Origin of the sequence: Myxococcus sp. AM011, assembly GCF_013372595.1 — a bacterium.
GTDB lineage: Bacteria > Myxococcota > Myxococcia > Myxococcales > Myxococcaceae > Myxococcus > Myxococcus eversor.
In genome coordinates this window covers 1-24,812 of the sequence record NZ_JABXEM010000176.1, presented here as the reverse complement: position 1 = coordinate 24,812, position 24,812 = coordinate 1, and the positions used below count along the sequence as shown (strand labels likewise).

Genomic DNA, 24,812 nt, shown 5'->3' with positions numbered 1-24,812 from the left:
GTGCATGGCGCGCCGGCCCACCGCGGGCATCAACCTCATCGACGGGAAGCCGATGCAGATGCCGTAGAAGGCGCTGAGCGCGAAGATGCGCGCGACCTTCGCGGGCGGGGCGGGCGAGGCGGGCGCGGGGAGTATCACGAACGCCGTGACGAGCGCCGCGAGCAGCAGCGTGCCGCCCCCGAACAGCGCCCAGCGCACCCCGGGCTTCATTTCGCGCGCCGCACCGTCATCTCGAGGAACTGACCGAATGTCTTGCCCCCATCGAGCGAGAGTTCTCCCTTTTCCACCCACACCCCGTCACGCACATTCAGCGTGAAGCGGACGCGGCCTTGAGGCATGTCAAAGCCCCACTGGAACACCCCTTCGCCCAGCAGCTTCATTTCGGTGTCCACGACACCTCCGCCAAAGCGGTATGCACTGAAGCGCACGCGGCCAGCGGCCTCATCCCAGGAGAGTACTCCGAATGCCTGGTGCGTAGGGACCTCGGGGGCCGTGGGGCTCGCTCGGCTGGTGCCCAGTCCCTCCACCACGAGCACTGTTCCGTCGAGGTGCGGCTGCACGGTCTCCTTCAGCTGGAACGTCTTGCGGCCGCCCGTGTGCGGGCCCATGTCGACCCATCCTTCTCCCCGCCAGTTGCCCACCAGGACCTGGAGCGGCGAGAGCTTCTCGCGGTGCCGCGCGGCCGCTTCCGCGGGAGAGGGTGGCTGCCGCGGCCCGGCGGGAGGGGTGGGCTCCGCGGCGAGGACAGGGCTGGCCAGTGCGAGCGCGAGGGCGGCGAGGAGGCTGCGGGCGTGCATGGTGGGGACTCCCGTTCGTGGGTGCCTTCCCGTCCTAGTTCAGGGGCACACGCCGGGCGTGCGGGTTCCGACGAGAGGTCGGAATTCGGGGGCGAGGGGCTCATGAGTCGACGTCGATGCGCGCGTGTTCGGTGAGTGACGGGGAGGCTTCCGCCTCTGGACGGCTCAACGTCGGACGAGGAGTCGCAGGCCGCCCATGAACCAGGAATGGAAGCGGGCATCCGGTCCGTCGTACCTGGAGAGGGTCCCCGTCACGTAGGGGCCGAACCACACGGGCCCCGCGACGTTGAGATCGATGCCCCCTTGCACGTTGCCCACCTCGAAGCCTTCCAGGCGGCCATACGACGAGGTCGGCTCGAGTTGTCCGGTCGTGATGGAGGGCAACTGGTCGGCATCAAGGAAGTCGTAGCCAACGCCCAGGCCCACCCAGGGGCTGAGCTTTTCCGACCAGGGATGGTGGTAGCTCAGGTTGAGGCCAATTCGCATGGCGCTCACACCGCAGTCCCCCTGGCAGGAGCTGACAGCGAGCCCCACCGCGTACTGGAACGAGGCGCCCACGTAGACACGGGAGCCCAGGAACGTCCCCACGTCGAGCTGCGCGGGGACGATGCCCTTCACGACTTCGTCCAGGTCCATGTTGTAGTGGCCTTCCCCGCCCCTCGCGGTGCCGAGCGGAAGCCCGTAGCCGGCGCGAAGGCCGAAGGAGAGCTTCAGGTCCTCGGATTCAGCATGGGCGACCGGTGCCCCTGCGAGGATGAGCGTGATGAGGGCCCCGAACGTGACGACTGAGCTGTGCATGATGTCTTCCTCTCGCGGTGATGCGATGTGAATCACCGCCGGGCCCAGGGCGGGGTCGGCCTTCCTCGCCTGGCCCGACGTGGCGCCAGTGCAAGCTCGGTGCCTTCCATGTTCTCCCGGTGACACCAGGATGGACCGCGAGGGCAGCGCGACGCGGGGACTCAGAATTTCGCGACAGCGCGCCAGGGAGGCCGTGTCCCAAGGGAGGCATGACTCGCGTGTCGCATCCCGGATGAGGCGAGGGTGGTGATGCGGGGAGTGCTCAACGGGCCATGGCCGTTGGCCACACCGGCATCTTGCGGTGTCGTGCCCCGGGGGGAGACGGCTAGAGCGCGCCGTTCGTGTACGTCTTGCCCAGGAACACCTGCGTGCCCATGAGGTTGGAGCCGAGCAGATCCACCTTGCCGTCGTTGTCGACGTCACCCAGGTAGCGGGGGGCCCCCGGGAACCAGGTGCCGCTGGCGACGGCGAAGTTCTTCAACACCGCCTGGGCGGGGAGGAAGCCCGTGCCCGTCGAGAACGAAACCCAGACATAGTCATGGCCGAATCCGATGATGTCCGCCCGGCCGTCTCCGTTGAGGTCGCCCAGGTGGCGAGGATAGGTCGTCGACGAGCTCCACCCGCCCACGCTCACGTCCGCGCCGTAGTCGGCGATCCACAGCGAGGGCGCGGCGAAGGACACCGTCGTCGCCGTGGACGTCGACAGCGCCACGATGACGCCCCACTCGGAGAACCCCACGAGGTCCGCCTTGCCATCGCCATTCACGTCCGCGACCCGGCGCGGGTGGCGCGCCCCAGCCCAGCCGCCCAGCAACGGCGCGTTTCCAAAGGCCGCCAGGGCCAGCACCGGGGCCGCGAACTGGGTGCTCGGGGTGCAGAGCGCCCCCGTGCATTGGGACAGCGAGACCACCGTTCCGGTGTCATTGAAGCCGATGATGTCGGCCCTGCCGTCGCCATTCACATCGGCCACCATCCGAGGCGTGGAGCTCGCATCCGGCCAGCTCGGGTTGAGGTTGTTGAAGCCGACGAAGGCGATGGCACCCGACGCGAAAGCCGTGCCCGTCGAGTAGGACAGTCCGACGCCTGAGCCCCAGAACGAGATGAGGTCGGCCCGTCCGTCCGCGTTGACGTCGCCCACGGTTCGAGGCTCCAAGAAGCCCGGCGGCGTGTCCGTCCAGTAGTCCGTGCTCCACGACTGGGATGCGAGGAAGAGTCGCTGGGCGGCGTCCACCTTCGCGACCCGTACACCGTCGTCCCGGAAGAAGACCATCTCGTTCTTCCCATCCCCGTCCACGTCCGCGATGTGACGCAGGTCGTACTCGAGAGAGAGGGCGTTGATGGTCGCGAACTCCTGCGACCAGCGCCGGGGGCCATACACGCTGGCCACGCCCACCTTGTCGAAGGCGCTCAGGGCCTCCGACAGGTTGTTGTTGATATTGCAGTAGTCCTGGGACTGCATGAGCGACGCCGGGTCGTACCAGGTGAAGTTCGTGCCGAGATAGATGGTCGAATTGCACGGCGCCACTGCGTCAGACCGGTGCTGCTCGTGGCTGAAGCCGAGGATATGCCCCAGCTCGTGGGATGCGAGGTATTGCAGCCGGCCAAGCCGGTGGGGATAGGTGGTCTTCGGGACGGCGATATGCAGCGAGTGGCCCTCTCCCGGAAGACGCAGCGCGCCCATCCCCGGGAATGCCGAACCTCCGCCTACGCCTAAATCATCCGTGGCCACGTCCAGCTCGACGCGGATGAACTTGTCCGTGCCGGTGGTGGGGCACGTGCTGGTCCAGGCGAACTTGACCAGGGACTCGAACTCCCAGGTGCGCGCCACCGATTCACGGATGAGCTGCTTCTCCGTGTCGAAGTCGGTCGTCACCCAGCAGATGGGAATCACTGGATTGGAAAGGGGCCAGAGCGTGACTCCGTTCTGGGAGTAGAGCGCGTCCGATGCTTCCGCGACCTCCTGCTCCGGGGACTGTACGTCGACCTCTCCAGCGCAGCCCGTGAGGACTGCTCCTGACACCGCAAGCCAACCTGCGCGCTGACGCCACGACACGAGGGTCTCCCGAAATGCCCCGGAAGGTGGAGCTGGGCATTCCTCCTTTCCATACGGAGGGACCCGCCCAATCGGGGCGTCGGAATCGCGTCGGCGCGTGTGCGGCGCGGCTCAGGGCTCCCTTATACAGGGTGGCGGCGGCGACCTTCATCAGCTCCTCCCCGAACTTCGGGAAGGGCGACTCCACGACCCGGAGCTCCCGCGCGCGCCCGTCCGTGTCCACTCGCCCCCGGAGGATGAACACCTGCCTCTTCCGGAGAAGGAACGCCTCCCTCGGGACGTCCGGCGGCGACAGCCCCTCCAGCCGGCTTCACGGGCTGGAAGTTCGCGAGCAGGAACTCACAGGCGTCGAACAGGTCGACGGCGCAAGCGGCCGACAGCGTCGCGGAGGCCTGCCGCACCTGCCCCTCCGTGGGCGCGCCCTTCAACAGCGCCACGGCCTCGTCGAAGGCGTCACGCGCCATCTCCGGCGTGACGCCCCCCTGCGCCCCCGGGTTGAACAACGACGCGGGTGGCGGCTCCGAGGCCTCGCGCGGATTTCCTTCCGGGTCCACGTTGTACGCCATCGCGAGGGAGAGCTGCCCATGACTCGCGGGGAGCGACGGCACCCACGAATGGGCGCAGCCCGTCGCCCACAGCACGACCGACAGGAACACGATGCGGGAGAGACGCATGGACCGTCACGCCAACCCCAGCCCACGAGCAGGGATAGGTCACGCTCAGCGAAACGCGAGCACCCAGCTCAACCCGCCACAGCCAGCCAGTCCCCCGCGGCGCAAGGCTGAGACTGCCTGAAAAGACAGCACGGGCCGGCTCCGGAGCTCAACCGGTGCCGGCCCGCGTCTGTTCAGCGACTCCGGGCTACCGAGGCTGCGTCACGGGCTGCAGCAGAGCAGCGCGTGGGGCGCGCCACCGGAGGGGTTGCGGGAGATCCCGCCGATGTACCGGCCGGAACCGCACTCGCCCTTCCAATTGCCGACGTCCCAGTCACCCGAGGTGGAGGACTCGCGTGCGTCCTGGCCGTCGAAGACGCGAGGGGTGCAGGAGTTGTGGGCGACGTTGCCAGGGCAGCAAAGCAACGCGGTGATTTCATGCGCGGTGCTCTGGGCCACACCGGCGACGAACTCATTGGCGCCGCACTCGCCCTTGAAGTTGCCGACGTCCCAGTCGCCGGTGGCCGTGGTGCCGCGGCTGTCGGCGGTGGAGAAGAACCGGGAGTAGCAGCCGGCGTGCGGGTAGCGCCCAGCGTCGCCGCCGGTGCGGCAGAGCGCGATGCGGCTGTACCGCGAGGCGGGGCCGAGGGACACACCCGTCAGCGGCTCACCGCTGGCGCATTCGGCCTTGAAGTCGCCGTAGGCCCAATCGCCGGTGGAGGCGGTGCGGCGCGCATCCGAGGACTCGAAGTTCAACGACGCATAGCCCTCCTGCGCCGAATACAGGAAGGCCAGCGCGCTGAGGTCGCTGGAGGCGAACTCCCCCGTCTCGACCGAGCGGAAGCAGGAGTTCATGAGCGAGCCACCGATGGTCGCCGTCGTCGGCGTGCCCGGGATGTGGATGGCGCCGACGCCCGCGTCACCTTCGTTGCCGCCACTGCCGCAACTGATGACGCGGTTGTAGTAGTCCGTGTGGCGGAAACCGACGGTGTGGCCAAGCTCGTGCGTGATGACGTGCTCGATGACGTCGACGCTGTAAGCGGAAAGCCCGCCGCCGATGTTGATGGTGCCGTACGGCAGCCCGCCCGTGGGGAATCCCGCCGAGCCTCCGACGACACCAGGCTGGATGACCGCGTTGATGGTGAAGCTGCAGTCGGGGCTCGGCGCGCGCGCCATGGCGAAGCTCAGCGGCAGCTCGTCGTAGTTCTGGATGGCCAGGTCGAGTGCCGTGCTGAAGTTGCCGGTGAACGTCGAGCCGTTGATGCAGATCTTCGTCACCGCCGTGCTGACGAGGTTCGTCGTGCGGTACTGCTCCTCGGTGCTGTTGTCCCGCGCGAGCATCTCGCGCGACGCGGCCAGTGAGACCTCGGCGTCTCGGCCGACGTACACCTTCCCCTCGACGACCATGATGTCATCGGCCGGAAACCCGGCCTCGGCCAGGTTGTCGACAATCTCCTGCGTCTCATCGGATTGTCCGGCACATCCGAACATCAACACACCGCATCCCACTGCAATGACAAGACTCTTCGTGAACATGGATATTCCTTGGGTCGACCAGAAGGACCCCAACCGTGAACGGTGTTGAGACTGGAGTGGGTGTATCCGCTCGCGAGACTGTCTCGCCCCGCAGGCGTCACGCCTCCCAGGCAATCAAGGCATAATACGCCTAAACAGTATTCCTTGTCGACAGAAGTGTATCGGCGGGGTGGTGCAACCCCGTCATGCGTCGCCGTGCCTCGTCCCGGTGCCGGCCTGCCCCTGTGGGGTTCCTTCGGGTGACCCGGGTCGTGCGGCACCAAGGCGCATGGGTCGATGCCGACGGCCCACTCGGAGACGTCGTCATGTCACGCACATCTCTGGGTGACTTCAACACCCGGTGGGCGCAATCGCGAGCGTGGCACCGAGGTCGAGGGCTTCGCCGTCCAGGTTCATCTCCGGGAGCTCCACGGCGATGTTGCCGTTCTCCCCCAAGACGATGCGGTCGGGGCCATTGAAGGTCTCTCTGACGCTGGCGTCCATTGGCGCGGGATTGAGTTCGTCCATGGCCACGCGCGCGGACGGGACCGTCTGGGCGTGGGGCTCCAACGCCTATGGACAGCTAGAAGATGGCTCCCTGGTGGACAAGGTCAGTCCCGCGCCGACAAGCATCCACTCGATGGGGATCGGGAACCGCATTGCCAGTCCAGGTCGCGAATCTCTCGGGCATCGCGGAGATTTCGTCTAGCGCTTCGCATTTCCTGGCGCGAAGCGCGGCCGGAATTCTTTGGGCGTGGGGCTCGAATTCCTCTGCCTCCGGTGAATGGATGCAAGACTTCGCCGTGTCCCGTCAAGAAGGGCACGGCCTTCGTCGCTACTCGATTCATCGGGGTTCCATGCGCACGCGACCCACGTCGCGGGCATCATCGGGGCTCGTCAGAACGCCAAGGGCACGGTCGGTATCTCCCCGGGGGCCCCGCTGGTGTCCGTCTCCGTCCTGGGGACCGGCAACCTGGATGCGGTGAACCGCTGCAACCGGGGCGGCTCGAATGGCGGTTCGACCGCCGCGGGCTTCATCGCCGCGCTCGACTGGGTGATGATGGACATCACTCAGCGGGGACAGGTGGGCATCATCAACCTCTCCTTCAATGCTGCCTCATCGGCGGACAACATCTTCGCGGCGACGGGCACCGCCGGCTCGCGCATGAAGGTCGTCGCCAAGAGCGCCGGCACGTACAAGGGCGCATTCATCTCGCAGTCCGCGGGCAACAACTTCCAGAATGCCTGTGGGTATGCCTATGGCCCGGCGACTATCACGGACGGCATCGTGGTGACGGGCGCCCTCGATGACCGGGGCCAACCCCTGACGCCCATGCACTGTGACACCTGGCCCACCGTCGGCTGCATCGCTGGCATCCGCAATCTCAGCACCGTGGCCCAGTCCCAGGCGGGCTCGAACTACGGGGCCTGCGTGGAGGCCTGGGCACCTGGGTATAAGATTACGTCGACCTTCGGCACCAATCCCCAGTCCGGAACGACGGTGTCCACTCTCTACGCCCCCATGTCGGGGACCTCCATGGCCGCGCCCTTCGTGGCGGGGCTGGCGGCATACCTCGCGGAGTCGATGGGGCTTGCGACGCCTTCGGCCATCGAACTCGCCGTCCGGAACAAGCTGTACCCGCTCCAGTCCAAGGACCATGTCAGCGAAGCCATCTACCTGCCGACCCTGAACCCACCCGGCAATGGCCAGGGACGCGCCCTCGGGCGGGCTGAGTTCGCCATCCGCGAGCGCATCACCTCCCGGGTGTTCTTCCTGGAGCACGTCGGGGCGACGCTGCAGCTCCCGACGAACGGGCGGTTCAACCTGAGCTTCGACTCGGTGGGCGCACCCGCGAGCGGCTGCGTGATTACCCAGTACGACTACGCCATACCCGCCATGCCCAGGCCGACACACTTCGCGACAACGGCCCGCAACATCTGGATGGACCTCTATCTACCGCCGGTGGGAGGGCCGCCGGTGACCTATATCTCCTACAAGTTCTTCTCGAGCTGCGAATCGGATGTCAGCGTGGGCCTCTTCGTCGCGCCCTGATGGGTGACGAGAGTGACCCTCCCACCGGAGCAGCGCCATGACCTGGAAACCTTCCACCGTGATTCGACCCCTTGTCGTCTCCCTGTTCGCCTGGGGGGCGTCCGCGTCCGCTCAAGACTTCTCCCTCACGCCTCCCTGCGCGCCGGGTCTGTGTGGCGCGTCGCAGATGGGCGTCGCGGCCACGAAACCGGCGGGCACCCTCCTGGAGACGCACTACATCGAAGTCGACATCGCGGCGACGACGCTGCTGCAGAGCAGCAGCGAGCACATCGCCATCAGCGCCTTCGCGAACGGGCAGCCGTTTGACGCGAGCGGAGCCTTCACCACCACGGCGCCGAATGGCGGTATCGGCATCGCGCTGGGGCGGATCGACACCGCCGCGCATCCGAGCTGCCCCTTGGACTCCTCCAACACAAAGGTCGAGTTCGCCATCGAGCAGTTCGCGTGGAGCGACATCTACGGGTCGCGGATTCTCCACTGCGTGTCGTTCAACAAGTCCGCGCTGACGGGCGTGTGGAAGCTCCGGGTCTCTGTCTTCGTCGAGTGCGTGGGGACGACGTGCAGCGCTTCAGCGAGCGTGGAGAATCCCGTCACTTTCGCGCTGCTCGCCTCGGTCTCCAGCACGGGCATTCCGCTCGCGAATCCCAACACGACGCGACGACCCTGGTACTCGGTGACCAACTTCGTGGACGAGCCGTTCAACTACAGCGCCAGCTTCTGGAAGCGCGCCGAGATGTACGCTCCGTACTTCTGAGCGGGGTTCGCAGGAGGTCGCTTGTGCCGCCTGGAGGCGGGCCTCGATGGCCCAGGCGTCGAACTGTCACCCGATGTAGGGCCCATGTGACTGACTCTTGAACGGCGACGGGATGGAGGGGTCCGGGGACAGGAAGCATCCCACCGCCGGGTCAGGCGCCAAACCGCGGCCATTTCTTGCATCCTCAAGCAGGCACGCAGGAGGCAAGCGCGGGGCTTGAGGCAGCGGCCAGCAAGGAGCGGATGAAGAAAGAGGACACCGCGAATGGACTGGGCCGGGTTGCTCCGCAGGACGTTCGACGGCGACGGGTTCGCATGCATGAGGCGTGGAGGCAGCAAGTACTGGCGTACGTGAAGGAGGCCGGAGGGGTGCGAGCAGTTCTGGAGCACCTGGGCCTGCCCAACGTCAGGTGCGAGACTGGCCCCGGCGCGGGGGCCTCCCCTGGCCGCATTCGGCCAGCGGGAGCACACCGAAGATGTCGCTCGCCCAGTCTGGAGGCTCCTCGCGCCATCCCCGGGAGCGCAGGGAGTGGGCCTTGCGCGCGCGAGCGAGAGTCCTCCGACGTGTCGCTCGAGCTTCTTGCCTCTCGGGAGGCCAGGGCCCTTGACGTCAGCGAGAGGCCGGCGCGTGAGGCGGGAATCGACCTCGCGCCCGGAACCTTCGTGCAAGACCTGCAAGGCCTCCTGGCGGGGCTCCATGCAACGTTTGCAGACCCTGCAACAACTGCTCGAAACCCGCCGGTGCGGGGACGCCGGCGCGCAGGTGCATGGGTTGGCTGGGTTCTTGAATGATTCATGTGTCGACAGCCGCCATGTCGATGTTTCGGACCTGAACGCGAGGAGTCCATCTCATGAGTCGTCATTCGAGGCCCTGGTTGCCATTGCTCTCATTCACGGCGCTGCTCGCTTGTGGATTGCCACCCACGCCGGAGGAACTGGAGGGCTCCGCGCCCGTGCCGGACGACGCCCTGGCCATGTCTCACGCCAGCCTCATCGGTCTCGATGGCACCGGCACGAAGGTCGTCATCACCGGCACTGCCAGCGCCGACACGGCCGCCGTGAGCTACTACCCGAACGACCCCACCAGCATCATCGTCACGCTCAATGGCACGAGCAGCGTCTACTGGCTGAACCCCCTGTTCGGCTCCGCCATCACCTCCATCTCCTTCTCCGGGGGTGACGGCAACGACACGTTCACCAACAACACCGCCCTGCCCTGTACCGCGAACGGTGGCAACGGTGACGACGTGCTCAACGGCGGGAGCGGCGACGACTTCCTGACGGGCGACCTGGGTGTCGACACGCTCAACGGCAACGCGGGCGCGGACGTGCTCTGGGGCTCGGGTGGCAGTGACATCCTGTACGGAGGGACGGGGCGCGACACGCTCTACGGCCACGGCGGGAACGATGAGATGCACGGCGGTGATGATGCAGACCTGCTCAACGGGGGGTCGGGCAATGACCTGCTGTATGGCGACAATGGGCAGGACACACTCATCACCGTGGGACTCGGCGCCGACATCATCACCGGCGGCAACCAGTGGGACTCCTACTGGGGGGACGCCACGGACAGCTTCCTCGACCTGTCGGCGCTCGAGCTCTCCCTGGGCTATGTGCACGTCGTCTCGGCGTTCCATCATGTGAGCTACAACGGCGGAGGGACGTCGACGCCGGTGGGCCTCGACCCCCTGGGCGAGGAGCTCCTGGACCCGACGTCGTTCTCGGGCGACTCGGGCTTCACCCTCGTCAAGCAGGACTACAGTGACAGCCCGCTCTTCGGCCCGAGTGGCCCTGGCAAGAACGACATCTTCCAGGGCACCGTCGGAGACTGCTACTTCGTCGCGGCCCTCTCGGCCATCGCGAACTCGGACCCCGAGTTCATCCGGAACATGGTGGTGGCGCTCGGTGACGGCTCCTACGCGGTGCGCTTCTATCGCGACGGAGACCCTGTCTATGTCCGCGTCGATGGAGACCTCTGGGTGAACAGCGCGACCAACGGGCTCCAGTACGCGAAGCTCGGGAGCACGGGCGCGCTGTGGGTGCCCATCGTGGAGAAGGCCTACGCCATCATGCGGTCCGACTCCGCCGACTATTCGGCCATCGACACCGGTGACGGCACCCTCGAAATCAACAAGCCCGGCGGCGGGCACATCAACCTCACCATCACCCACTGGAGCTACGCCGATGGGGTGACGAAGGAGGACGTGCTCGGGTGGCTCGCGAACGGTTCGCCGAGCGGCCCCATCATGACGGCGCGCAACCTGGGCGTGGACGCCTTCCTGGCCTGGGTCCAGCAGCAGCGCGCCCAGGGAGCGGCGCTCGTGACGGGGTCCGTGCCCAACGTGAGCGACACCGCGACGCTCGATGCGAACTCGTGGCGGCGGGGTGCGCACATCCTCATGATCGACCGCGTGGTGACCGACCGCACCGGCAAACCCGTGGGCATCGTGCTGCGCAACCCCTATGGCTTCGAGGTCGAGCTGCGCGACTACACGCAGATCTACTTCCTCCTGGGAGGGGCGGGACGGTGGGACCTGCCTTGACGCTCCAGGTCACGCGACGCCCGTGACGTTCGGGCGCCGCGGTGGGGAGTTCCCCGGCGAAATCGCCGGGGAATATCCGGTGTGCGCGTCGTTCTTTTTCGGGGAGTCACGTGCTCCCGGTCTCAGGAGGCATCATGGCTCGGAAGCAGGGGCAGTGGGCGCTGCTCGTCGTCGTTTGTCTCGCCGCCTGTACGAATGGGTGTCTCAACTATCCCCGCGACAATCAGGTCGTCGACAGCAAGGCCACGAACGTGGCGTTCGAGGGGTTCTATTACAACGTGCCGAGCGCCGAGGTCCGGCCGCTCGTCAAGAACAACGTCTCGGGCACGTTCGACGTGATTCCACACGCGCCCATCCTGACGGGCACGACGCCATACGTCGATAACGCGGGTGAGAGCTGGTACTCCTTCGCCGCGTCCGACGTCGTCATTCCGGCGGCGTCCCAGTACTGGTCCGCGGGCGCGGGCCGCACGCTGATCGCACGAGTGAAGGTCGTGGGGCCGGGCAACCAGGAGCTCGTCTCGTTCGATACGGGCGCCGATACCGACACCTGCATCAACACGGAGCTCCAGCAAGGTGGCGCCGCGGTGATGACCGGGTGCAAGTCCTCGACGAGCCCCGTGGTCCGGCTGGTCGTGCCCTGCGGAACCTCCGGTGCCGATTGCTGTGTGTCGGGGAACGCATGTGACTTCGGCAAGAACTGCTCGGCCGGCTTGTGTACGACGACCTGCGGCGCACAGGGACAGGGGTGCTGCAACGCCGCGCCTGCGTGCTCCAGCGGCAACGTGTGTCTCGGCGGGTCCTGCGCCGCGTGCACGGCCAAGGGCGCTTCGTGCAGCAGCAGCGCGCAGTGCTGCAACGGGCTGTCGTGCAGTGGGGGCGTCTGCAAGCCGCCGTGCACGCCAGGCGCGGCCTGCACCGTTCCTGGAAAGCAGGGGCCCTGCGCGAAGGGCGTCCTGAGCTGCACGGGCGTGGACCCGGTCTGCACGCAGGTGGTGTCTCCGCAGCCCGACACGAGCTGCAACGGCATCGACGACAACTGCGATGGCTCGAAGGACGAGGGCTATGTCACGCATGCGTGCAACACGACACCCGACACCTGCCAGTCCGGCTTCACGGTGCCCGGGAAGTCGTCGTGTCACGCGGGCAGCGAGTCGTGCGAGGCCGATGACAACGTCGACTACTGCGACGCCTGCGGCACCGCCGCGTGTGGCGCCTGCGGTGGGACGCCCTGCACTCCCGGAGTGACGAAGTGTGCGCCGGGCTTCGTGTGCAAGATGGGCGCGACGCTGGGCTGCGGCATCTCGGATTCGAGCACGTCCTGCTGGCCCATCGACGGTGGCCATTGCAACGGCTGCGGTCCCAACAAGACGTGCTGGAAGCCGGCCGATGTCACGGTCGGCGGGGCTTGCATGTAGCGGCCCTCGTCTTTCCGGTGCACCGCGGTCACCAATACGTGGTCGATGGGCGTCGGCAGCTCTCCAAAAAAGCGCTGCAGCGCTTCTGCATCCGTGGCGTCGAACGCAGCTCTCCGCGGAATGTCGAGTTCCTTCGCCGCGAGCGCTCCGGCTCGCGCCAGCCGGAAGAGGGAGCGCCCTGCCCCTCCAGCGTGCCGTGGGCGAGCCGTTCGAGGCCCGTCCCCATCGGCACCGCTCGCATCGGCGCGACTGCCTGGGGGAACATCCCCCCCATTTCGAATACCTTCTGCTAGGACTTTGAATCCAATCCATGCACACACTCCCATTCGCCCGCCCCTGTTCGCGGTTCCTGCTCGTGGCCGCGCTCGTGACACTCGCCACGGGCTGCCGCACCCTCCCCGCAACCACAACCGTCCGTGAGGACTCCGCCCTGGCGAAGGACTACGCCCTGGCGCGAAGCGGCTTCAAGACGAAGCTGCTTTGGCGGGGCCCTGCCCCTCAAGAGGGAGAGGCGGGCCTGACGCCCAAGGGCGCAACCGTGGTGACCTACCGCTCGGGTGGCCTGGACCTCACCGCTTACGTCAGCCCGGTTCCTCAAGACGGCAAGAAGCATCCCGCGGTGCTCTTCCTGCACGGAGGCTTTGCCTTCGGAGAGGAGGACTGGGAGATGTCGAGCCCCTTCCGAGAGGCGGGCTTCGTGGTGATGATGCCCCTGCTGCGCGGAGAGAACGGTCAGCCGGGCACCTTCACCTTCTTCTACGACGAGGTGGACGACGTGCTCGCCGCGGCCGCCGCGCTCTCCCGCCTTCCGGGCGTGGACCCGTCCCGGCTCTACGTGTCCGGGCACAGCGTTGGAGGAACCCTGGCCCTGCTCGCGGCCCAGACCTCCCGCGCTTTCCGGGCGGCCGCGTCGCTCTCGGGCTCCCCTCAGCAGAAGAGCTTCATCGTCGGGCGCGAGGACATCGTTCCCTTCGAAATGACGAATGCGCGCGAGTTCGCGATGCGCTCCCCGGTGGACTTCGCCACCAGCTTCAAGTGCCCCACCCGGCTCTACTTCGGCAGCGAGGAACCCTTCTTCCGCTCGACGTCCGAGGAGACAGCCCAGGAGGCAGGAAGGGCCGGGCTGGACGTACAGGCGCACATGGTGCCCGGCGACCACTTCAGCTCGGTACCGGAAGCGCTCCAGCGGAGCATCGCGTTCTTCCGCGACAACTAGCCAACCGACACGGCGCCCAGCGATGGCCCGTCCCAGGAGCGCATCGGGCGCTACCCGCGCCACCGGCGGCGGGAGTTCCCGCTGTCCACCCAGTGCGGCAACGGCGTGCCGGGCGTGGAGGACTGGACGCCCGAGTGCGGCGTACTCCGGGGACAACGCCGCGCCGGCCCCATGACGTGGGCATCGACTGGGAGCGGATGCAGGCCATGGCCGTGGAGACAACGCACGGCCTGTATTGAAACGCGCTGGCGCGATGGGGTTCCCATATTACTTGCAGGCTCGCTCGAATCACCGTGGCCAGGCTTCACACCACCACTGGAGGAGTCATGGGCAAGTATCTGCGACGCTTTCTAGCGGCTTCCGTCGTCCTCACCTTTGCACCCACCGCCGCATCCGCGCTCCCGCCACCGCGCAGCGAGGTCTGTTTCGGCCCGAGCACGTGCAACAGGCTTTGTAGCGAGGGCCTCTTCACGACGACCTGTCGGGCAGCGGGGCTGTGCGAGCCCGAAACACTCGATGAGCCCACGGACGAAGCGGACATGGTCGAGCAGTTCTCCGAGGAGTCGCTGGTTTGCAGTGCGGAGGCCCAGGCCTCCGCGCTGGAGAGCTGATTCAGCACCCCTGGCGGTCAGGGCCTCGATGACGAGGCCCTACCGCCAGGACGTCAGCACGCGAGACCACGGCGTCAGCAGGTTGCGCACCACCGCGCCGTCTTCACCCACCGGACCACCAGGAGACAAGACGTCATCGTCCGGGGGCGTGGGGATGCCGAACTGCTCCTCGGGCTCCGCGGCGCGGAAGCGCTGCAGGTTCATGGCTCAGGAGCAGGGCCCACACGCCAGCCATGTCACTCAACCCCTGGGCGCTGGGGATGGAGCCCTGCCCGCTTCAACGAAGCCCGGCAGGGGTCACCCTGTCTTGCATTGCCAGACAGAGAAGCCGGCGCGGTGACAGCGCATGGAGAGCCGCTGTGCGGACGTGCGGTGCGGGGCAGCGCCGGAGCGCGAGAGGCGGCTCGACGGAAGCAACCCGGCCCCGTCCCCGCCCGTGGAGACGGGGCGGGAGGACGGGGCCGGTGGAACCGGGTCATGCGCCCAGGATGGCGAATGACCTCATGAGGCTCAGAGGTTCGCGGCCTTGGGCGTCCGGGCCACGACGTGGAAGTCCGCCAGGTTGTTGTCGGTGTCCGTTCCGTCCGCCGGATACCGGCTGGCCGAGTTCCCGGAGGAGGGGGCCGCGACGGCGGTGCCCTCGACAAAGGCATTCGTCGCCGTCCCAAAGCCCATGGAGTCGCGGACGGTGTTGGAGCCATCGCGCAAAGCCAGGCCACCGCCGGCGGCGGCGAGGGCGGAGGCCATCGTCCCATCGCCCGCCACGCTCCCCGTGTACTGCGAACCGGTGTAGAGCCGGAACCCAGCCGGCGCGAGCACCGTCGCGGCCGTGAACGAAGACAGGTTGACGTCGGCCGTTCCCCCGGCGGACCGGTACACGAGCTTCCAACCCTTCAGGTCAATCGGGAAGGAGCACCCGTTGTAGAGCTCGACGAACTCGTCCGAGGCCCCGCCAGTCCCGGCCACGGACACCTCGTTGAGGGTGATGTGGCAGGCGCTGATGGTCAGCGTCGTCGCGCCGGACACCGAGTCCACCGTCGCGCTGATGCTCGTGGTGCCAGCGCTGACGCCGGTCGCCAGGCCCACGCTTCCCGCGGCGTTGCTCACCGTCGCGCTGGGGGTGTTCGAGGAGGCCCACGTCGCCGTCGCCGACAGGTCCTGCGACGAGCCATCCGAGTACATGCCCATGGCCGTGAACTGCTGCGTCGTCCCAGCGGCAATCGTCGGGGTGGCCGGAGTCACGGCAATGGACACCAGCGTGGGCACCGCCACCGTCAGCGTCGTCGAGCCCGTCACCGCCCCCGAGGTCGCGCTGACCGTCGTGGTGCCGACGCTGACGCCCGTGGCGAGACCCCGGCTGCCCGCCGCGTTGCTCACTGTCGCGACGCTCGGGCTCGAGGAGGCCCAGGTCACCGTCGCCGTCATGTCCTGCGTCGTCTCATCCGAGTATGTGCCCGTGGCGGTGAACTGCTGCGTCGCCCCAGCGAAAATCGAGGGGTTGGTCGGAGCCACGGCAATGGAGACCAGCGTCGCCGGCGTCACCGTCAGCGTCGTCGAGCCCGACACCGCACCCGAGGTCGCGCTGACCGTCGTGGTGCCCACGCCCGCGCCCGTCGTAAGCCCCTGGCTGCCCGCCGCGTTGCTCACGGTCGCCACGCTCGGGCTCGACGAAGCCCAGGTCACCGTCGCCGTCACGTCCTGCGTCGTCTCATCGGAGTACGTGCCCGTGGCCGTGAGCTGCTGCGTCCGCCCAGCGGCAATCGAGGGGTCGGTCGGAGTCACGGCAATGGAGACCAGCGTCGCCGGCGCCACCGTCAGCGTCGTGGAACCGGAGACCGCGCCCGAGGTCGCGCTGACCGTCGTGGTGCCCAGGCCCGCGCCCGTCGCCAGACCCTGGCTGCCCGCCGCATTGCTCACGGTCGCCACGCTCGGGCTCGACGAGGCCCAGGTCACCGTCGCCGTCAGGTCCTGCGTCGTGGCATTGCTGTACGTCCCCGTCGCGGTGAACTGCTGCGTCGTCCCAGCGGCAATCGAGGGGGTGGTCGGAGTCACGGCGATGGACATCAGCGTCGCCGGCGTCACCGTCAGCGTCGTGGAACCGGAGACCGCGCCCGAGGTCGCGCTGACCGTCGTGGTGCCCACGCCCGCGCCCGTCGACAGACCCTGGCTGCCCGCCGCATTGCTCACGGTCGCCACACTCGGGCTCGACGAGGCCCAGGTCACCGTCGCCGTCAGGTTCTGCGTCGTGGCATTGCTGTACGTGCCCGTCGCGGTGAACTGCTGCGTCGTCCCGGCGGCAATCGAGGGGTTGGTCGGAGTCACGGCGATGGACACCAGCGTCGCCGTCGTCACCGTCAGCGTCGTGGAGCCCGACACGGCGCCGGAGGTCGCGCTGATGGTCGTCGTGCCGGCCGCGACACCGGTCGCCAGCCCCTGGCTCACCGTCGCCGTGGCTTCACTCGACGAAGCCCAGGTCACCGTCGCCGTCAGGTCCTGCGTCGTGGCATTGCTGTACGTGCCCGTCGCGGTGAACTGCCGCGTCGTCCCGGCGGCAATCGAGGGGGCGGCCGGAGTCACGGCGATGGACACCAGCGTCGCCGTCGTCACCGTCAGCGTCGTGGAGCCCGACACGGAGCCGGAGGTCGCGCTGATGGTCGTCGTGCCGGCCGCGACGCCGGTCGCCAGACCCTGGCTCACCGTCGCCGTGGCTTCACTCGACGAAGCCCAGGTCACCGTCGCCGTCAGGTCCTGCGTCGTGGCATTGCTGTACGTGCCCGTCGCGGTGAACTGCCGCGTCGTCCCGGCGGCAATCGAGGGGGCGGCCGGAGTCACGGCAATCGACACGAGCGTGACGGTGGCAGCCGTCACCGTCACCGTGGCCTTGGCGGAGCGGCCGTCAACCGTGGAGGTGATTTGCGTCGTGCCCGGGCTGGCGCCCGTCACCGTGACGCTTCCATCCGACTGCTTCGCGACGCTGGCGACCGCCGCATTGCCCGACGCCCACGTCACCGCGGACCCCGCGGGCGAGAAGGTACCGTTGGCTTCGACCAGCTCAGCCACCAGGCGCGTCGTCGCGCCCACGGCCACCGTGGCCGTCGCCGGCGTGACGCGGAGCGACTTGCTCGCGGGCTCGGTGCTGTCTCCGCAGGCAGCGACAAGGAAGAGGGCAAGGAGCAACGCGCTCCGTTCAACGGGCGGCGCGAAACGAGCTGTCATGAGGGCCTCGGCAGGTGAAACATGGGGTTAACGCGATACACAGCGCGTGCGTACTGTGTCCGCATCAGGACTTCAAGCGCACCCCAGAAGAAGAGAGGGAATGGAATCCCCCTCCAAGTCAACCTGGGCGACCGCTGATGCGCTGTTTCACCGGATCGCCACATGAAGATCACATATTCCGGAGAGTTCTGGGTCCAATGGAGAGCGGAGATCCCAGGACGGGTGCCGAATTACGGTTTGTGAAGAGATGGGGGGGTGTCGGAGGACCGCCCGGTGTCGAGCCTTGGGGTCCACCGCGTGTGTCTGTCCATCCAGCGTCCGGCGACGCGACTGGGGCATGGAGGAGGCCAGGGATTGGAAGGCCTCGCGCATCGAGGAGGTCGTAGCTGAGCGTGTGTGCGATTCGCTCCAGGCCGGTCCGCATCGGCGCCTTCCTCCTCCGGGCGCCGGTTCCCCGAGGCCTCGGGGCCTCGGCGACGTGGTCGCCGGGCCGCGTTTCTCCCTGCTCTCGTGTTGGGAGCCCAGCCTCGGCGTCAACGATACGCAGTGGGTGCCGGCGCTCCTGGCCGCGGCCGGCCACCGCGAGTCGCGCGACTCTGGAGCACCTGGGCCTGTCCACGACAGCCGCGAGGCGGGCCCCGGCGCGCGGGCCTCCCCTCACTCCGCGGCCAACGGCAGGAAGCGCGCAGGCTCCAGCGGCTCCAGGACGAACCGGTAGGCCGAGTCCATCCTGACGACACCCTTGGCCTGGATGGATATCTCACCCGACAGGCGCTTCCAGCGACCCTCCTCGACGAGGAACTCCCCGCGCCCCACGTAGGACGCCGTGTCGGAGGCGGGGAACCTCCGACGCGACAACAGGGGCTCGTAGTACCCCGCATCCCGAATCGTGAGGGTGAAGTCGATGATGGCCACGGTCCTTCCGGCGGCATCGCGCTCGAGTGCCGTCAGCCGCGCCTGGTCGAAGCGCTCACGCTCGCCATGCCATTCGAATCCCATCTCTCCAATCAGGTCCATGCTGAGCGCCCACGTGTCACCCACGGCGACGGGCCTGGCGGGCAGCTCGAACAGGAGCGCCACCAGGTTGTGCTGCTCCTGGGGCAGGTGTCGGGTGATGATTCCCAGGTCCATCAGCGACGAGTGGGCCAGCACCGTCCCCGCCACCGGGGGCACGAGCGCCTTCGCGCGACGGGCATCCTTGCTCGACGCGCCCTCCGGCGAGGAGACCTCCACCCGCGTCAGCGTCACCCGGGCGGCCAGGTCTTCCGCGTCCACCCGCGCGAGCTCCGCCGTCATCACGACCTCGCGAGGAAGAAGCACCAGCTCGGGCCGCGGCTCGCGCGTGCGGGGCGACAGGCCCCAGAGCCCGGGGCGCGTGGAGTCCAACTGCGTCAGAGCCTCGCGCCCGGGCAGGCTCGTCGCCGTCAGGGTGTAGCGCAGCGGCGCCGCCACGGGCACCTTCCACCGGAGCTCGACAGGCGTGGGGCGCTCCACTTCCACCCCCGAGGCAGGGGCAGCGCCAGTGAGAATCCCGCCGAGAGCCCCCCACCACAGGGAGGCCATGAGAAGGCGATGGGTCATTCTCCTCTCTTCAAATCGTCTGGCATGTCCACGAAAGCCGCAGCCGCGGGAAGGCGCGGAATCGGGCGACGAACCAAGGGCCCCCCCCGATTCGAGGACGCCGAGGAAGAGGCCTGCTTCCGGGCCGCGCGCGCCCGGAGTCTCCGGCGGTGCCTCGCGGGCATCGGCAGCGCCCCCACCGTGGTCACCCCGCCTGCCCATCGTGGACAAGGAGCATGGAGTCGTTCGTCGCTCTCCGCCGGGCGGCCCTTGCGCGCGTCCTGAAATTGTCGCCAAGTTGAGCAGGGCCGAGGCGCTCCGCCTGAATGAGAGACAATTCGACATGTCCAATCCCGACGAACTTGTCGCTCAGGCTCGCCACCACCCGCAGCACTGGCGCTATACCGCTGCGGCGCAGGCCCTCCGGGAGGCCGCGGTTTGTCGCATGCTTCTGGGCGAGCCCAGGCAGAGGCAGGGAGATGTCGCGGGTGCCCGCGCAGCCTATGAACTCGCGCTTCGCTCCTTCCAACATTGGCGGATGGTGGCCAGGGCAAAGGAAGCAGTGTCGCGACCGCGCGACCTCCCGCCGTGAAACCAGACATCCGGCATGGGGGGCGGCGTCGCGGACGCACAGCGGAAGATTTATCGGTTTCTATTCACCCATAGTGTATGAGCCTTTCCCTTCTGGGGGCACGCTTGTGCGGGTGTCGCCACACGTCATTGCACTGGGAGAGGGGTCCATGCATTCACATCGTCGGTACACGGACGTCGCGTTGAGGGCCGTCTGGCTGTTGTTCGTTTCACTGGCCGCCACGGGCTGTCAGGACGGGACGCCGTCACCCCACGAGGAGGTGGGCACGGTGAGAGCCGCCGAGACGGCCAGCCGTCTGGGCCTCGTGGCCGCCGGTCGCAACCACACCCTCGCGGTGCGCTCCGACGGGACTGTCTGGGCTTGGGGCGACAACGTCCATGGTCAACTGGGCAATGGAAGCGTCCAGGACCAACGCGCGCCCGTCCGGTCCTGGGGCCTGTGGAACATCCGCGCCGTGGGTGCAGGCGACTTGCACTCCCTCGCGCTGAAGTCGGACGGCACCGTCTGGGCCTGGGGCAACAACACCAGCGGCCAGCTCGGCGACGGCACCACCACCGGGCGTCAGGTGCCCGTTCCGGTGCCGGGAGTGGTGGAGGTGGTGAAGGTCGCCGCGGGCTTCTCACACTCGCTGGCATTGAAGTCGGATGGCACTGTCTGGGCCTGGGGCAGCAATGGCTCGGGTCGACTGGGCGATGGCACCACGACGCAGCGCCTGGCACCGGTGCAGGTGCAGGGCCTGCCCTCGATTACGGCGATTGCCGCGGGCAACGCGCACTCGCTCGCGCTCGACGCCCTGGGCCGGGTGTGGACGTGGGGCAGCAACACCAGCGGCCAGCTCGGCGACAACACCCCTGGCTCCCGGACGCTTCCCGCGCAGGTCCCCGGCCTCGGAAACGTGACGGGGCTGTCAGCCGGCAGCAATCACTCGCTCGTGCGAAAGGCGGACGGCACCGCTTGGGCTTGGGGGTCCAACAGCTTCGGCCAACTGGGTGATGGAACCACCACCTCTCGCTTCCTGCCGTTGCAAATATCGGGACTGGGAGGCGTGGACGGCGTGCTGGCGGCGGAGCTCCACTCGCTCGCGCTGAAGTCGGACGGGACGGTCTGGGCCTGGGGCGCCAACCCGCGCGGCCAGCTCGGAGACGGGACGCAAGTGCAGAGGCTGGTCCCCGTGCAAGCGGTGGGGCTGAGCGGCGCGGTGGCCGTGGCGGCCGGCAGCGGCCAGCACTCGGTGGCATTGATGGCCAACGGAGAGGTGTGGACGTGGGGCCACAACGTGGAAGGGCAGTTGGGAGATGGGTCCATGACCTTCAGCGCGGTGCCGAGGAAGACGCAGGGCCTGGTCGAGCGAAGCATCGCGGCCTCGGGTCCGAAACACTCGCTGGCGCTGAAGCCGGACGGTGCCGTCTGGGCCTGGGGCGACAACCTCCATGGACAGTTGGGTGATGGCACCACCCTTCAGCACTTGAGGCCCACGCAGATGCCTGGCCTCACCGGGGTCCTGTCCATCGCCGCTGGCGACACGCACTCGCTGGCGGTGAAGGCGGACGGCACCGCCTGGGCCTGGGGCGGCAACTCCGAGGGCCAGTTGGGAGATGGCACCCTCACCACCCGATGGGCTCCCACGCAGGTGTCCAGCCTCGCCGGGGTCGTGTCCGTGGCCGCTGGCGACTGGCACTCGCTGGTGGTGAAGGCGGACGGCACCGTCTGGGCTTGGGGCAACAACACCCGCGGCCAGCTCGGGGATGGCACCCTCACCCACCGCCGGGTGCCCACGCAGGTGTCGGGCCTCACCGGCGTGATATCTCTGTCCGCGGGCGAATATCACTCGCTGGCGGTGAAGGCGGACGGCACCGTCTGGGCTTGGGGCGACAACGTCGATGGCCAGCTCGGGGATGGCACCCTCACCCACCGACAGGTGCCCACGCAGGTGCCAGGCCTCACTGGCGTGGTGTCGGTGACCGCCGGCGACTTCCACTCATTCGCCCTGAAGGCGGACGGCACTGTCTGGGCCTGGGGTGCCAACTACGCGGGTCAACTGGGGGATGGCGCCATCACTGGCCGAACGACTCCGACGCAGGTGCCAGACCTCGGCAACGTCGAGGCCTTGGCTGCTGGCGAGGCGCACTCGCTGGCGGTGAAGGCAGACGGCACCGTCTGGACCTGGGGCAGCAACGTCCTCGGGCAGTTGGGGAATGGCGCACTCACTGACCAACGAGTCCCCACGCAGGTGTCGGGCCTCGCTGGAGCCGTGTTTGTGTCCGCGAGCGACTACCACTCGCGGGCGGTGAACGCGGATGGCACCGTCTGGGCCTGGGGCAACAACATTCAGGGTCAGTTGGGCGACGGTTCGGCGGGCGCCTACCACTCGCCGACTCCCTCTCAATTCATCGGAGGGCGCGGCTTCGCGGCAGGCCCATGGCACTCCCTGGCCCGGAAGCTGGATGGCACCGTCTGGACCTGGGGCTCCAACTTCGCGGGCCAACTGGGGGATGGCACCAACAACAACCGAATGGTGCCCGCGCAGGTGCCGGGTCTCGGCAACGTGGAGGCCTTGGCTGCTGGCGAGGGCCACTCGCTGGCGATGAAGGGGGATGGCACCGTCTGGGCGTGGGGCCACAACGCCGCTGGCCAGTTGGGGGATGGCACCCTCACCGACCGATGGGTCCCCGCGCAGGTGCCGGGCCTCAGTGGTGTCGTGTCTGTCTCCGCGGGCGAATACTTCGCGCTGGCGCTGAAGGCGGACAGCACTGTCTGGGCCTGGGGCCAGAACTTCCATGGCCAGTTGGGGGACGGCACCACCACCTACCGGACGACTCCCACGCAGGTGCCGGGCCTCACGGGTGTGATGTCCGTGTCCGCGGGTCTGCGCTACGCCCTGGCCCGGAAGGTGGACGGCACCGTCTGGGCATGGGGCAGCAATGGCAACGGCCAATTGGGGGATGGCACCACCACCAGCCGAATGACTCCCACGCAGGTGACGAGCCTCACGGGCGTGGTGTCCGTGTCCGCGGGCGAGTACCACTCGCTGGCGGTGAAGGTGGACGGCACCGTCTGGGCCTGGGGCAGCAATGGCAGCGGCCAACTGGGGGACGGCACCACCACCCACCGAATGGCTCCCACGCAGGTGCCGGGCCTCTCGGGCGTCAAGGCCGTGGGTGCCGCCGATGCGCACTCGCTGGCGGTGAAGGTGGATGGCACCGTCTGGGCCTGGGGCGGCAATGGCAGCGGCCAACTGGGGAATGGCACCACGACCCAGCAATTGACGCCCACCCAGGTGCCTGGATTGACAGGGGTGGTGAGCCTTCTGGTCGCGAAGACGCACGTGCTCGTCGTTTCCGTGGACGGAACGGTGAGCGGCTTCGGTTCCAACAGCAATGGCCAGCTTGTCACGGGTGCCATGGCCGCCAGGCTGTCTCCGACTCAAATCTGGTGAGGAGCGTCCCACCTACCCCGCTCCCGCCTTCCCGACAGGTCGGGGTTGCGCGGGACTCACCTGAATCGGGACCAGGCAAAATCCTCAAGTCTCGCGACCGCCGCGACTGAAATGCGGCTTCCGCAAATTAAACATGTCTTCCGTGTATCACCGGGCTCGTGCAGGATGGATTCCACGCGGGGTGCTTCACCGCACCCCGTGTTCCCCCCAAGCAGGAGTCATCCCATGAAGGCCGTTTCTTCCGTCGCCGCCGCCGCGCTGCTCGTGTCCGTCCCCGCCCTGGCCGGCCACAGCATCCAGTCCACCCATGGCCTGTACATCGGCGACAACGGAGCGACGTACCCGGCGACGGGCGTCAACATGAACATCAGCTGGAACGAGAGCACGTTCGCCGCGTATGCGAGCTTCAACGGCATCGCGAACGGCAACACCTACGCCTTCGACCTCGTGGGCTCGTCCGTCACGGCCGTCACGGCGTTCAACGTCAACGGCCTGTGGAACATCCACCGCAACGGCGTGCTCATCTGCGGGGGTTGCACCGGCAGCGCCTACGGACTGAACGCGTCGGTGGGCAATGGCATCAAGTTCTACGACAGCACGTACAAGTTCCACTTCAGCGCCTACGTGGACGCGCGCCAGGACTCCTGACGCACGGGGTCCATCCGCCACCTGGAGCGAGGGGCCCCGCCCCGCGCGGCATCCCCCGCGACGTGGAGGTTCGGTTTGGGCGCCCACACCTTCCGCGCCACCTTCTCCTGCAAGGGCTGGGTGCGGGAGGCCGCGCGCCGGATGCTGATGAACAACTGGGCGTGAGCCGTCTGCAATCCATGCCCCGGTCCGTTACGCCGAGAGAGGTCCGCCCGGTAGTGGCCTCGCGTGCGACCATTCGTATGGGATTGGACGCTGGAAAAGCCTGACGCTTTTCGAGTGTCGAGAGGTGGTGAGGCCTCGCGTCCCCTGTCTGGAAATCAAGCGGGGACATCCAGACAGAATGGAATCCATGCCAACGAATGGGTCTGCCCGGGAGCGCCCCTGGGTGCGGGGTATTTGTCATGGGGTCCTGCTGCTGGGGCTCGCGCTGCTTCCTCCCGGCGCGCGGGCGGAGGTCTCCGGGGACACGCGGCGCTACCTGCTGTCCATCCATCGGCTGATCGAGGACCTGGAGTACGAGCGGGCACTGGAGCAGGTGGCTCGCGCGAAGCGGGTGTCTCGGGGGCCCGAGGACGACGTGGCGGTGTCGCTCTATGAGGGCGTGGTCCTGGCGGAGCTGAGCAAGGAGGGGCAGGAAGAGGCGGAGGCCGCGTTCAAGTCCGCGCTGTTCCTGAATCCAGACGCGGTGCTGCCGCTGAGCGTGTCGCCGAAGCTGCGGCAGCGCTTCGAGGCGGTGCGCGTGAAGGTGCGTGAGGAACTGGCCGCGCGAGGCGAGCCCTCGGAGGCACTGAAGCGGAGGGCCCCGGAGCCTTCGCGCGAGGCGTTGGGGCCAGGGCTCTCCACGGGGCCCGTGGCGGAGGTCTCTGAAGGGCGCTCGTCGCCGCGCCAGCGGGCTTGGATTCCGGCCGTCACCGGCGGAGTGCTGGCGGTGGGGGGCGGGGTGATGT

The 24,812-nt window shown here is 68.0% G+C and carries 19 protein-coding genes and 1 pseudogene; 10 read left to right on the top strand and 10 right to left on the bottom strand.

Going from position 1 to position 24,812, the window contains the following annotated elements; genetic code table 11:
• From HUW62_RS30855 to HUW62_RS30825, 7 genes are all read right to left on the bottom strand, one after another.
• A partial coding sequence (locus HUW62_RS30855) for a hypothetical protein (protein ID WP_176436425.1) occupies window positions 1-210 on the bottom strand: 210 nt, incomplete at its 3' end.
• On the bottom strand, window positions 207-797 hold the full coding sequence (locus tag HUW62_RS30850; protein ID WP_163864946.1) for a hypothetical protein: 591 nt from the start codon (window positions 795-797) through the stop codon (window positions 207-209). The genes HUW62_RS30855 and HUW62_RS30850, both read right to left, overlap by 4 nt.
• Before the next feature lie 165 nt (window positions 798-962).
• Complete coding sequence (locus tag HUW62_RS30845) at window positions 963-1,595, bottom strand: hypothetical protein (protein ID WP_163864945.1); 633 nt, start codon at window positions 1,593-1,595, stop codon at window positions 963-965.
• Window positions 1,596-1,920: 325 nt separating this feature from the next.
• Window positions 1,921-3,615 carry an FG-GAP-like repeat-containing protein gene (locus HUW62_RS50095; RefSeq protein WP_163864944.1) on the bottom strand — a complete coding sequence of 565 codons (1,695 nt, stop codon included), beginning with the start codon at window positions 3,613-3,615 and terminating at the stop codon, window positions 1,921-1,923.
• Window positions 3,616-3,770: 155 nt separating this feature from the next.
• Window positions 3,771-4,322: a hypothetical protein gene (locus HUW62_RS30835; protein WP_176436424.1), complete on the bottom strand. Its 552-nt coding sequence runs from the start codon at window positions 4,320-4,322 to the stop codon at window positions 3,771-3,773.
• 201 nt (window positions 4,323-4,523) lie between these two features.
• The gene (locus HUW62_RS49695) at window positions 4,524-5,837 is read right to left on the bottom strand and encodes a zinc-dependent metalloprotease (protein ID WP_176436423.1); all 1,314 of its coding nucleotides are present in this window, start codon (window positions 5,835-5,837) and stop codon (window positions 4,524-4,526) included.
• 330 nt (window positions 5,838-6,167) lie between these two features.
• A complete protein-coding gene (locus HUW62_RS30825; protein WP_163864941.1) occupies window positions 6,168-6,344 on the bottom strand; it encodes a hypothetical protein in 177 nt (58 codons plus the stop codon).
• Here HUW62_RS30825 and HUW62_RS30820 point away from each other — a divergent pair.
• From HUW62_RS30820 to HUW62_RS30785, 7 genes are all read left to right on the top strand, one after another.
• Complete coding sequence (locus HUW62_RS30820; RefSeq protein WP_338041915.1) at window positions 6,277-6,525, top strand: RCC1 domain-containing protein; 249 nt, start codon at window positions 6,277-6,279, stop codon at window positions 6,523-6,525. The two genes, HUW62_RS30825 and HUW62_RS30820, sit on opposite strands and share 68 nt — an antisense overlap.
• 75 nt (window positions 6,526-6,600) lie before the next feature.
• Window positions 6,601-7,869 carry a S8 family serine peptidase gene (locus tag HUW62_RS30810; RefSeq protein ID WP_255203732.1) on the top strand — a complete coding sequence of 423 codons (1,269 nt, stop codon included), beginning with the start codon at window positions 6,601-6,603 and terminating at the stop codon, window positions 7,867-7,869.
• 58 nt (window positions 7,870-7,927) lie between these two features.
• Window positions 7,928-8,623, top strand: coding sequence for a hypothetical protein (locus tag HUW62_RS30805; RefSeq protein WP_163864937.1), 696 nt, complete (start codon window positions 7,928-7,930; stop codon window positions 8,621-8,623).
• Between the two features lie 850 nt (window positions 8,624-9,473).
• Window positions 9,474-11,165 (top strand): C2 family cysteine protease, encoded by a 1,692-nt coding sequence (locus HUW62_RS30800; RefSeq protein WP_176436421.1) that lies wholly within the window; start codon window positions 9,474-9,476, stop codon window positions 11,163-11,165.
• 134 nt (window positions 11,166-11,299) lie between these two features.
• Window positions 11,300-12,583 (top strand): dickkopf-related protein, encoded by a 1,284-nt coding sequence (locus HUW62_RS30795; protein ID WP_176436420.1) that lies wholly within the window; start codon window positions 11,300-11,302, stop codon window positions 12,581-12,583.
• A gap of 310 nt (window positions 12,584-12,893) precedes the next feature.
• Window positions 12,894-13,799 carry a S9 family peptidase gene (locus tag HUW62_RS30790; protein ID WP_163864934.1) on the top strand — a complete coding sequence of 302 codons (906 nt, stop codon included), beginning with the start codon at window positions 12,894-12,896 and terminating at the stop codon, window positions 13,797-13,799.
• A gap of 326 nt (window positions 13,800-14,125) precedes the next feature.
• Window positions 14,126-14,410 carry a hypothetical protein gene (locus HUW62_RS30785; protein ID WP_163864933.1) on the top strand — a complete coding sequence of 95 codons (285 nt, stop codon included), beginning with the start codon at window positions 14,126-14,128 and terminating at the stop codon, window positions 14,408-14,410.
• Window positions 14,411-14,449: 39 nt separating this feature from the next.
• Here HUW62_RS30785 and HUW62_RS30780 read toward each other — a convergent pair whose 3' ends face one another.
• The 3 genes from HUW62_RS30780 to HUW62_RS30770 all read right to left on the bottom strand — a co-directional run bounded on the left by HUW62_RS30780 (window position 14,450) and on the right by HUW62_RS30770 (window position 19,207).
• A complete protein-coding gene (locus HUW62_RS30780; protein ID WP_163864932.1) occupies window positions 14,450-14,614 on the bottom strand; it encodes a hypothetical protein in 165 nt (54 codons plus the stop codon).
• Window positions 14,615-14,920: 306 nt separating this feature from the next.
• Window positions 14,921-17,626, bottom strand: coding sequence for an Ig-like domain-containing protein (locus tag HUW62_RS30775; RefSeq protein WP_176436419.1), 2,706 nt, complete (start codon window positions 17,624-17,626; stop codon window positions 14,921-14,923).
• A gap of 657 nt (window positions 17,627-18,283) precedes the next feature.
• Entirely contained in the window at window positions 18,284-19,207 is a 924-nt protein-coding gene (locus tag HUW62_RS30770; protein ID WP_163864930.1) for a hypothetical protein, read from the bottom strand.
• A gap of 719 nt (window positions 19,208-19,926) precedes the next feature.
• On the opposite strand from HUW62_RS30770, the gene HUW62_RS30765 reads away from it, so the two are divergent.
• From HUW62_RS30765 to HUW62_RS30755, 3 genes and pseudogenes are all read left to right on the top strand, one after another.
• Window positions 19,927-23,214 carry an RCC1 repeat-containing protein gene (locus tag HUW62_RS30765; protein ID WP_176436418.1) on the top strand — a complete coding sequence of 1,096 codons (3,288 nt, stop codon included), beginning with the start codon at window positions 19,927-19,929 and terminating at the stop codon, window positions 23,212-23,214.
• A gap of 225 nt (window positions 23,215-23,439) precedes the next feature.
• Window positions 23,440-23,862: a hypothetical protein gene (locus tag HUW62_RS30760; RefSeq protein WP_163864928.1), complete on the top strand. Its 423-nt coding sequence runs from the start codon at window positions 23,440-23,442 to the stop codon at window positions 23,860-23,862.
• Window positions 23,863-24,250: 388 nt separating this feature from the next.
• Window positions 24,251-24,812 (top strand): annotated as a pseudogene (locus HUW62_RS30755) (hypothetical protein); the annotation flags it as partial.

Excerpts from the sequence above, each read along its gene's own strand:
- HUW62_RS30810 (WP_255203732.1), top strand. The coding sequence starts at position 6,601 with ATGGATGCAAGACTTCGCCGTGTCCCGTCAAGAAGGGCACGGCCTTCG.
- HUW62_RS30775 (WP_176436419.1), bottom strand. The coding sequence starts at position 17,626 with ATGACAGCTCGTTTCGCGCCGCCCGTTGAACGGAGCGCGTTGCTCCTT.
- HUW62_RS30780 (WP_163864932.1), bottom strand. The coding sequence starts at position 14,614 with ATGAACCTGCAGCGCTTCCGCGCCGCGGAGCCCGAGGAGCAGTTCGGC.
- HUW62_RS49695 (WP_176436423.1), bottom strand. The coding sequence starts at position 5,837 with ATGTTCACGAAGAGTCTTGTCATTGCAGTGGGATGCGGTGTGTTGATG.
- HUW62_RS30790 (WP_163864934.1), top strand. The coding sequence starts at position 12,894 with ATGCACACACTCCCATTCGCCCGCCCCTGTTCGCGGTTCCTGCTCGTG.
- HUW62_RS30765 (WP_176436418.1), top strand. The coding sequence starts at position 19,927 with ATGCATTCACATCGTCGGTACACGGACGTCGCGTTGAGGGCCGTCTGG.
- HUW62_RS30785 (WP_163864933.1), top strand. The coding sequence starts at position 14,126 with ATGGGCAAGTATCTGCGACGCTTTCTAGCGGCTTCCGTCGTCCTCACC.
- HUW62_RS30825 (WP_163864941.1), bottom strand. The coding sequence starts at position 6,344 with ATGGACGAACTCAATCCCGCGCCAATGGACGCCAGCGTCAGAGAGACC.
- HUW62_RS30845 (WP_163864945.1), bottom strand. The coding sequence starts at position 1,595 with ATGCACAGCTCAGTCGTCACGTTCGGGGCCCTCATCACGCTCATCCTC.
- HUW62_RS30835 (WP_176436424.1), bottom strand. The coding sequence starts at position 4,322 with ATGCGTCTCTCCCGCATCGTGTTCCTGTCGGTCGTGCTGTGGGCGACG.
- HUW62_RS30800 (WP_176436421.1), top strand. The coding sequence starts at position 9,474 with ATGAGTCGTCATTCGAGGCCCTGGTTGCCATTGCTCTCATTCACGGCG.
- HUW62_RS30760 (WP_163864928.1), top strand. The coding sequence starts at position 23,440 with ATGAAGGCCGTTTCTTCCGTCGCCGCCGCCGCGCTGCTCGTGTCCGTC.
- HUW62_RS30770 (WP_163864930.1), bottom strand. The coding sequence starts at position 19,207 with ATGACCCATCGCCTTCTCATGGCCTCCCTGTGGTGGGGGGCTCTCGGC.
- HUW62_RS30820 (WP_338041915.1), top strand. The coding sequence starts at position 6,277 with ATGCGGTCGGGGCCATTGAAGGTCTCTCTGACGCTGGCGTCCATTGGC.
- HUW62_RS30795 (WP_176436420.1), top strand. The coding sequence starts at position 11,300 with ATGGCTCGGAAGCAGGGGCAGTGGGCGCTGCTCGTCGTCGTTTGTCTC.
- HUW62_RS30850 (WP_163864946.1), bottom strand. The coding sequence starts at position 797 with ATGCACGCCCGCAGCCTCCTCGCCGCCCTCGCGCTCGCACTGGCCAGC.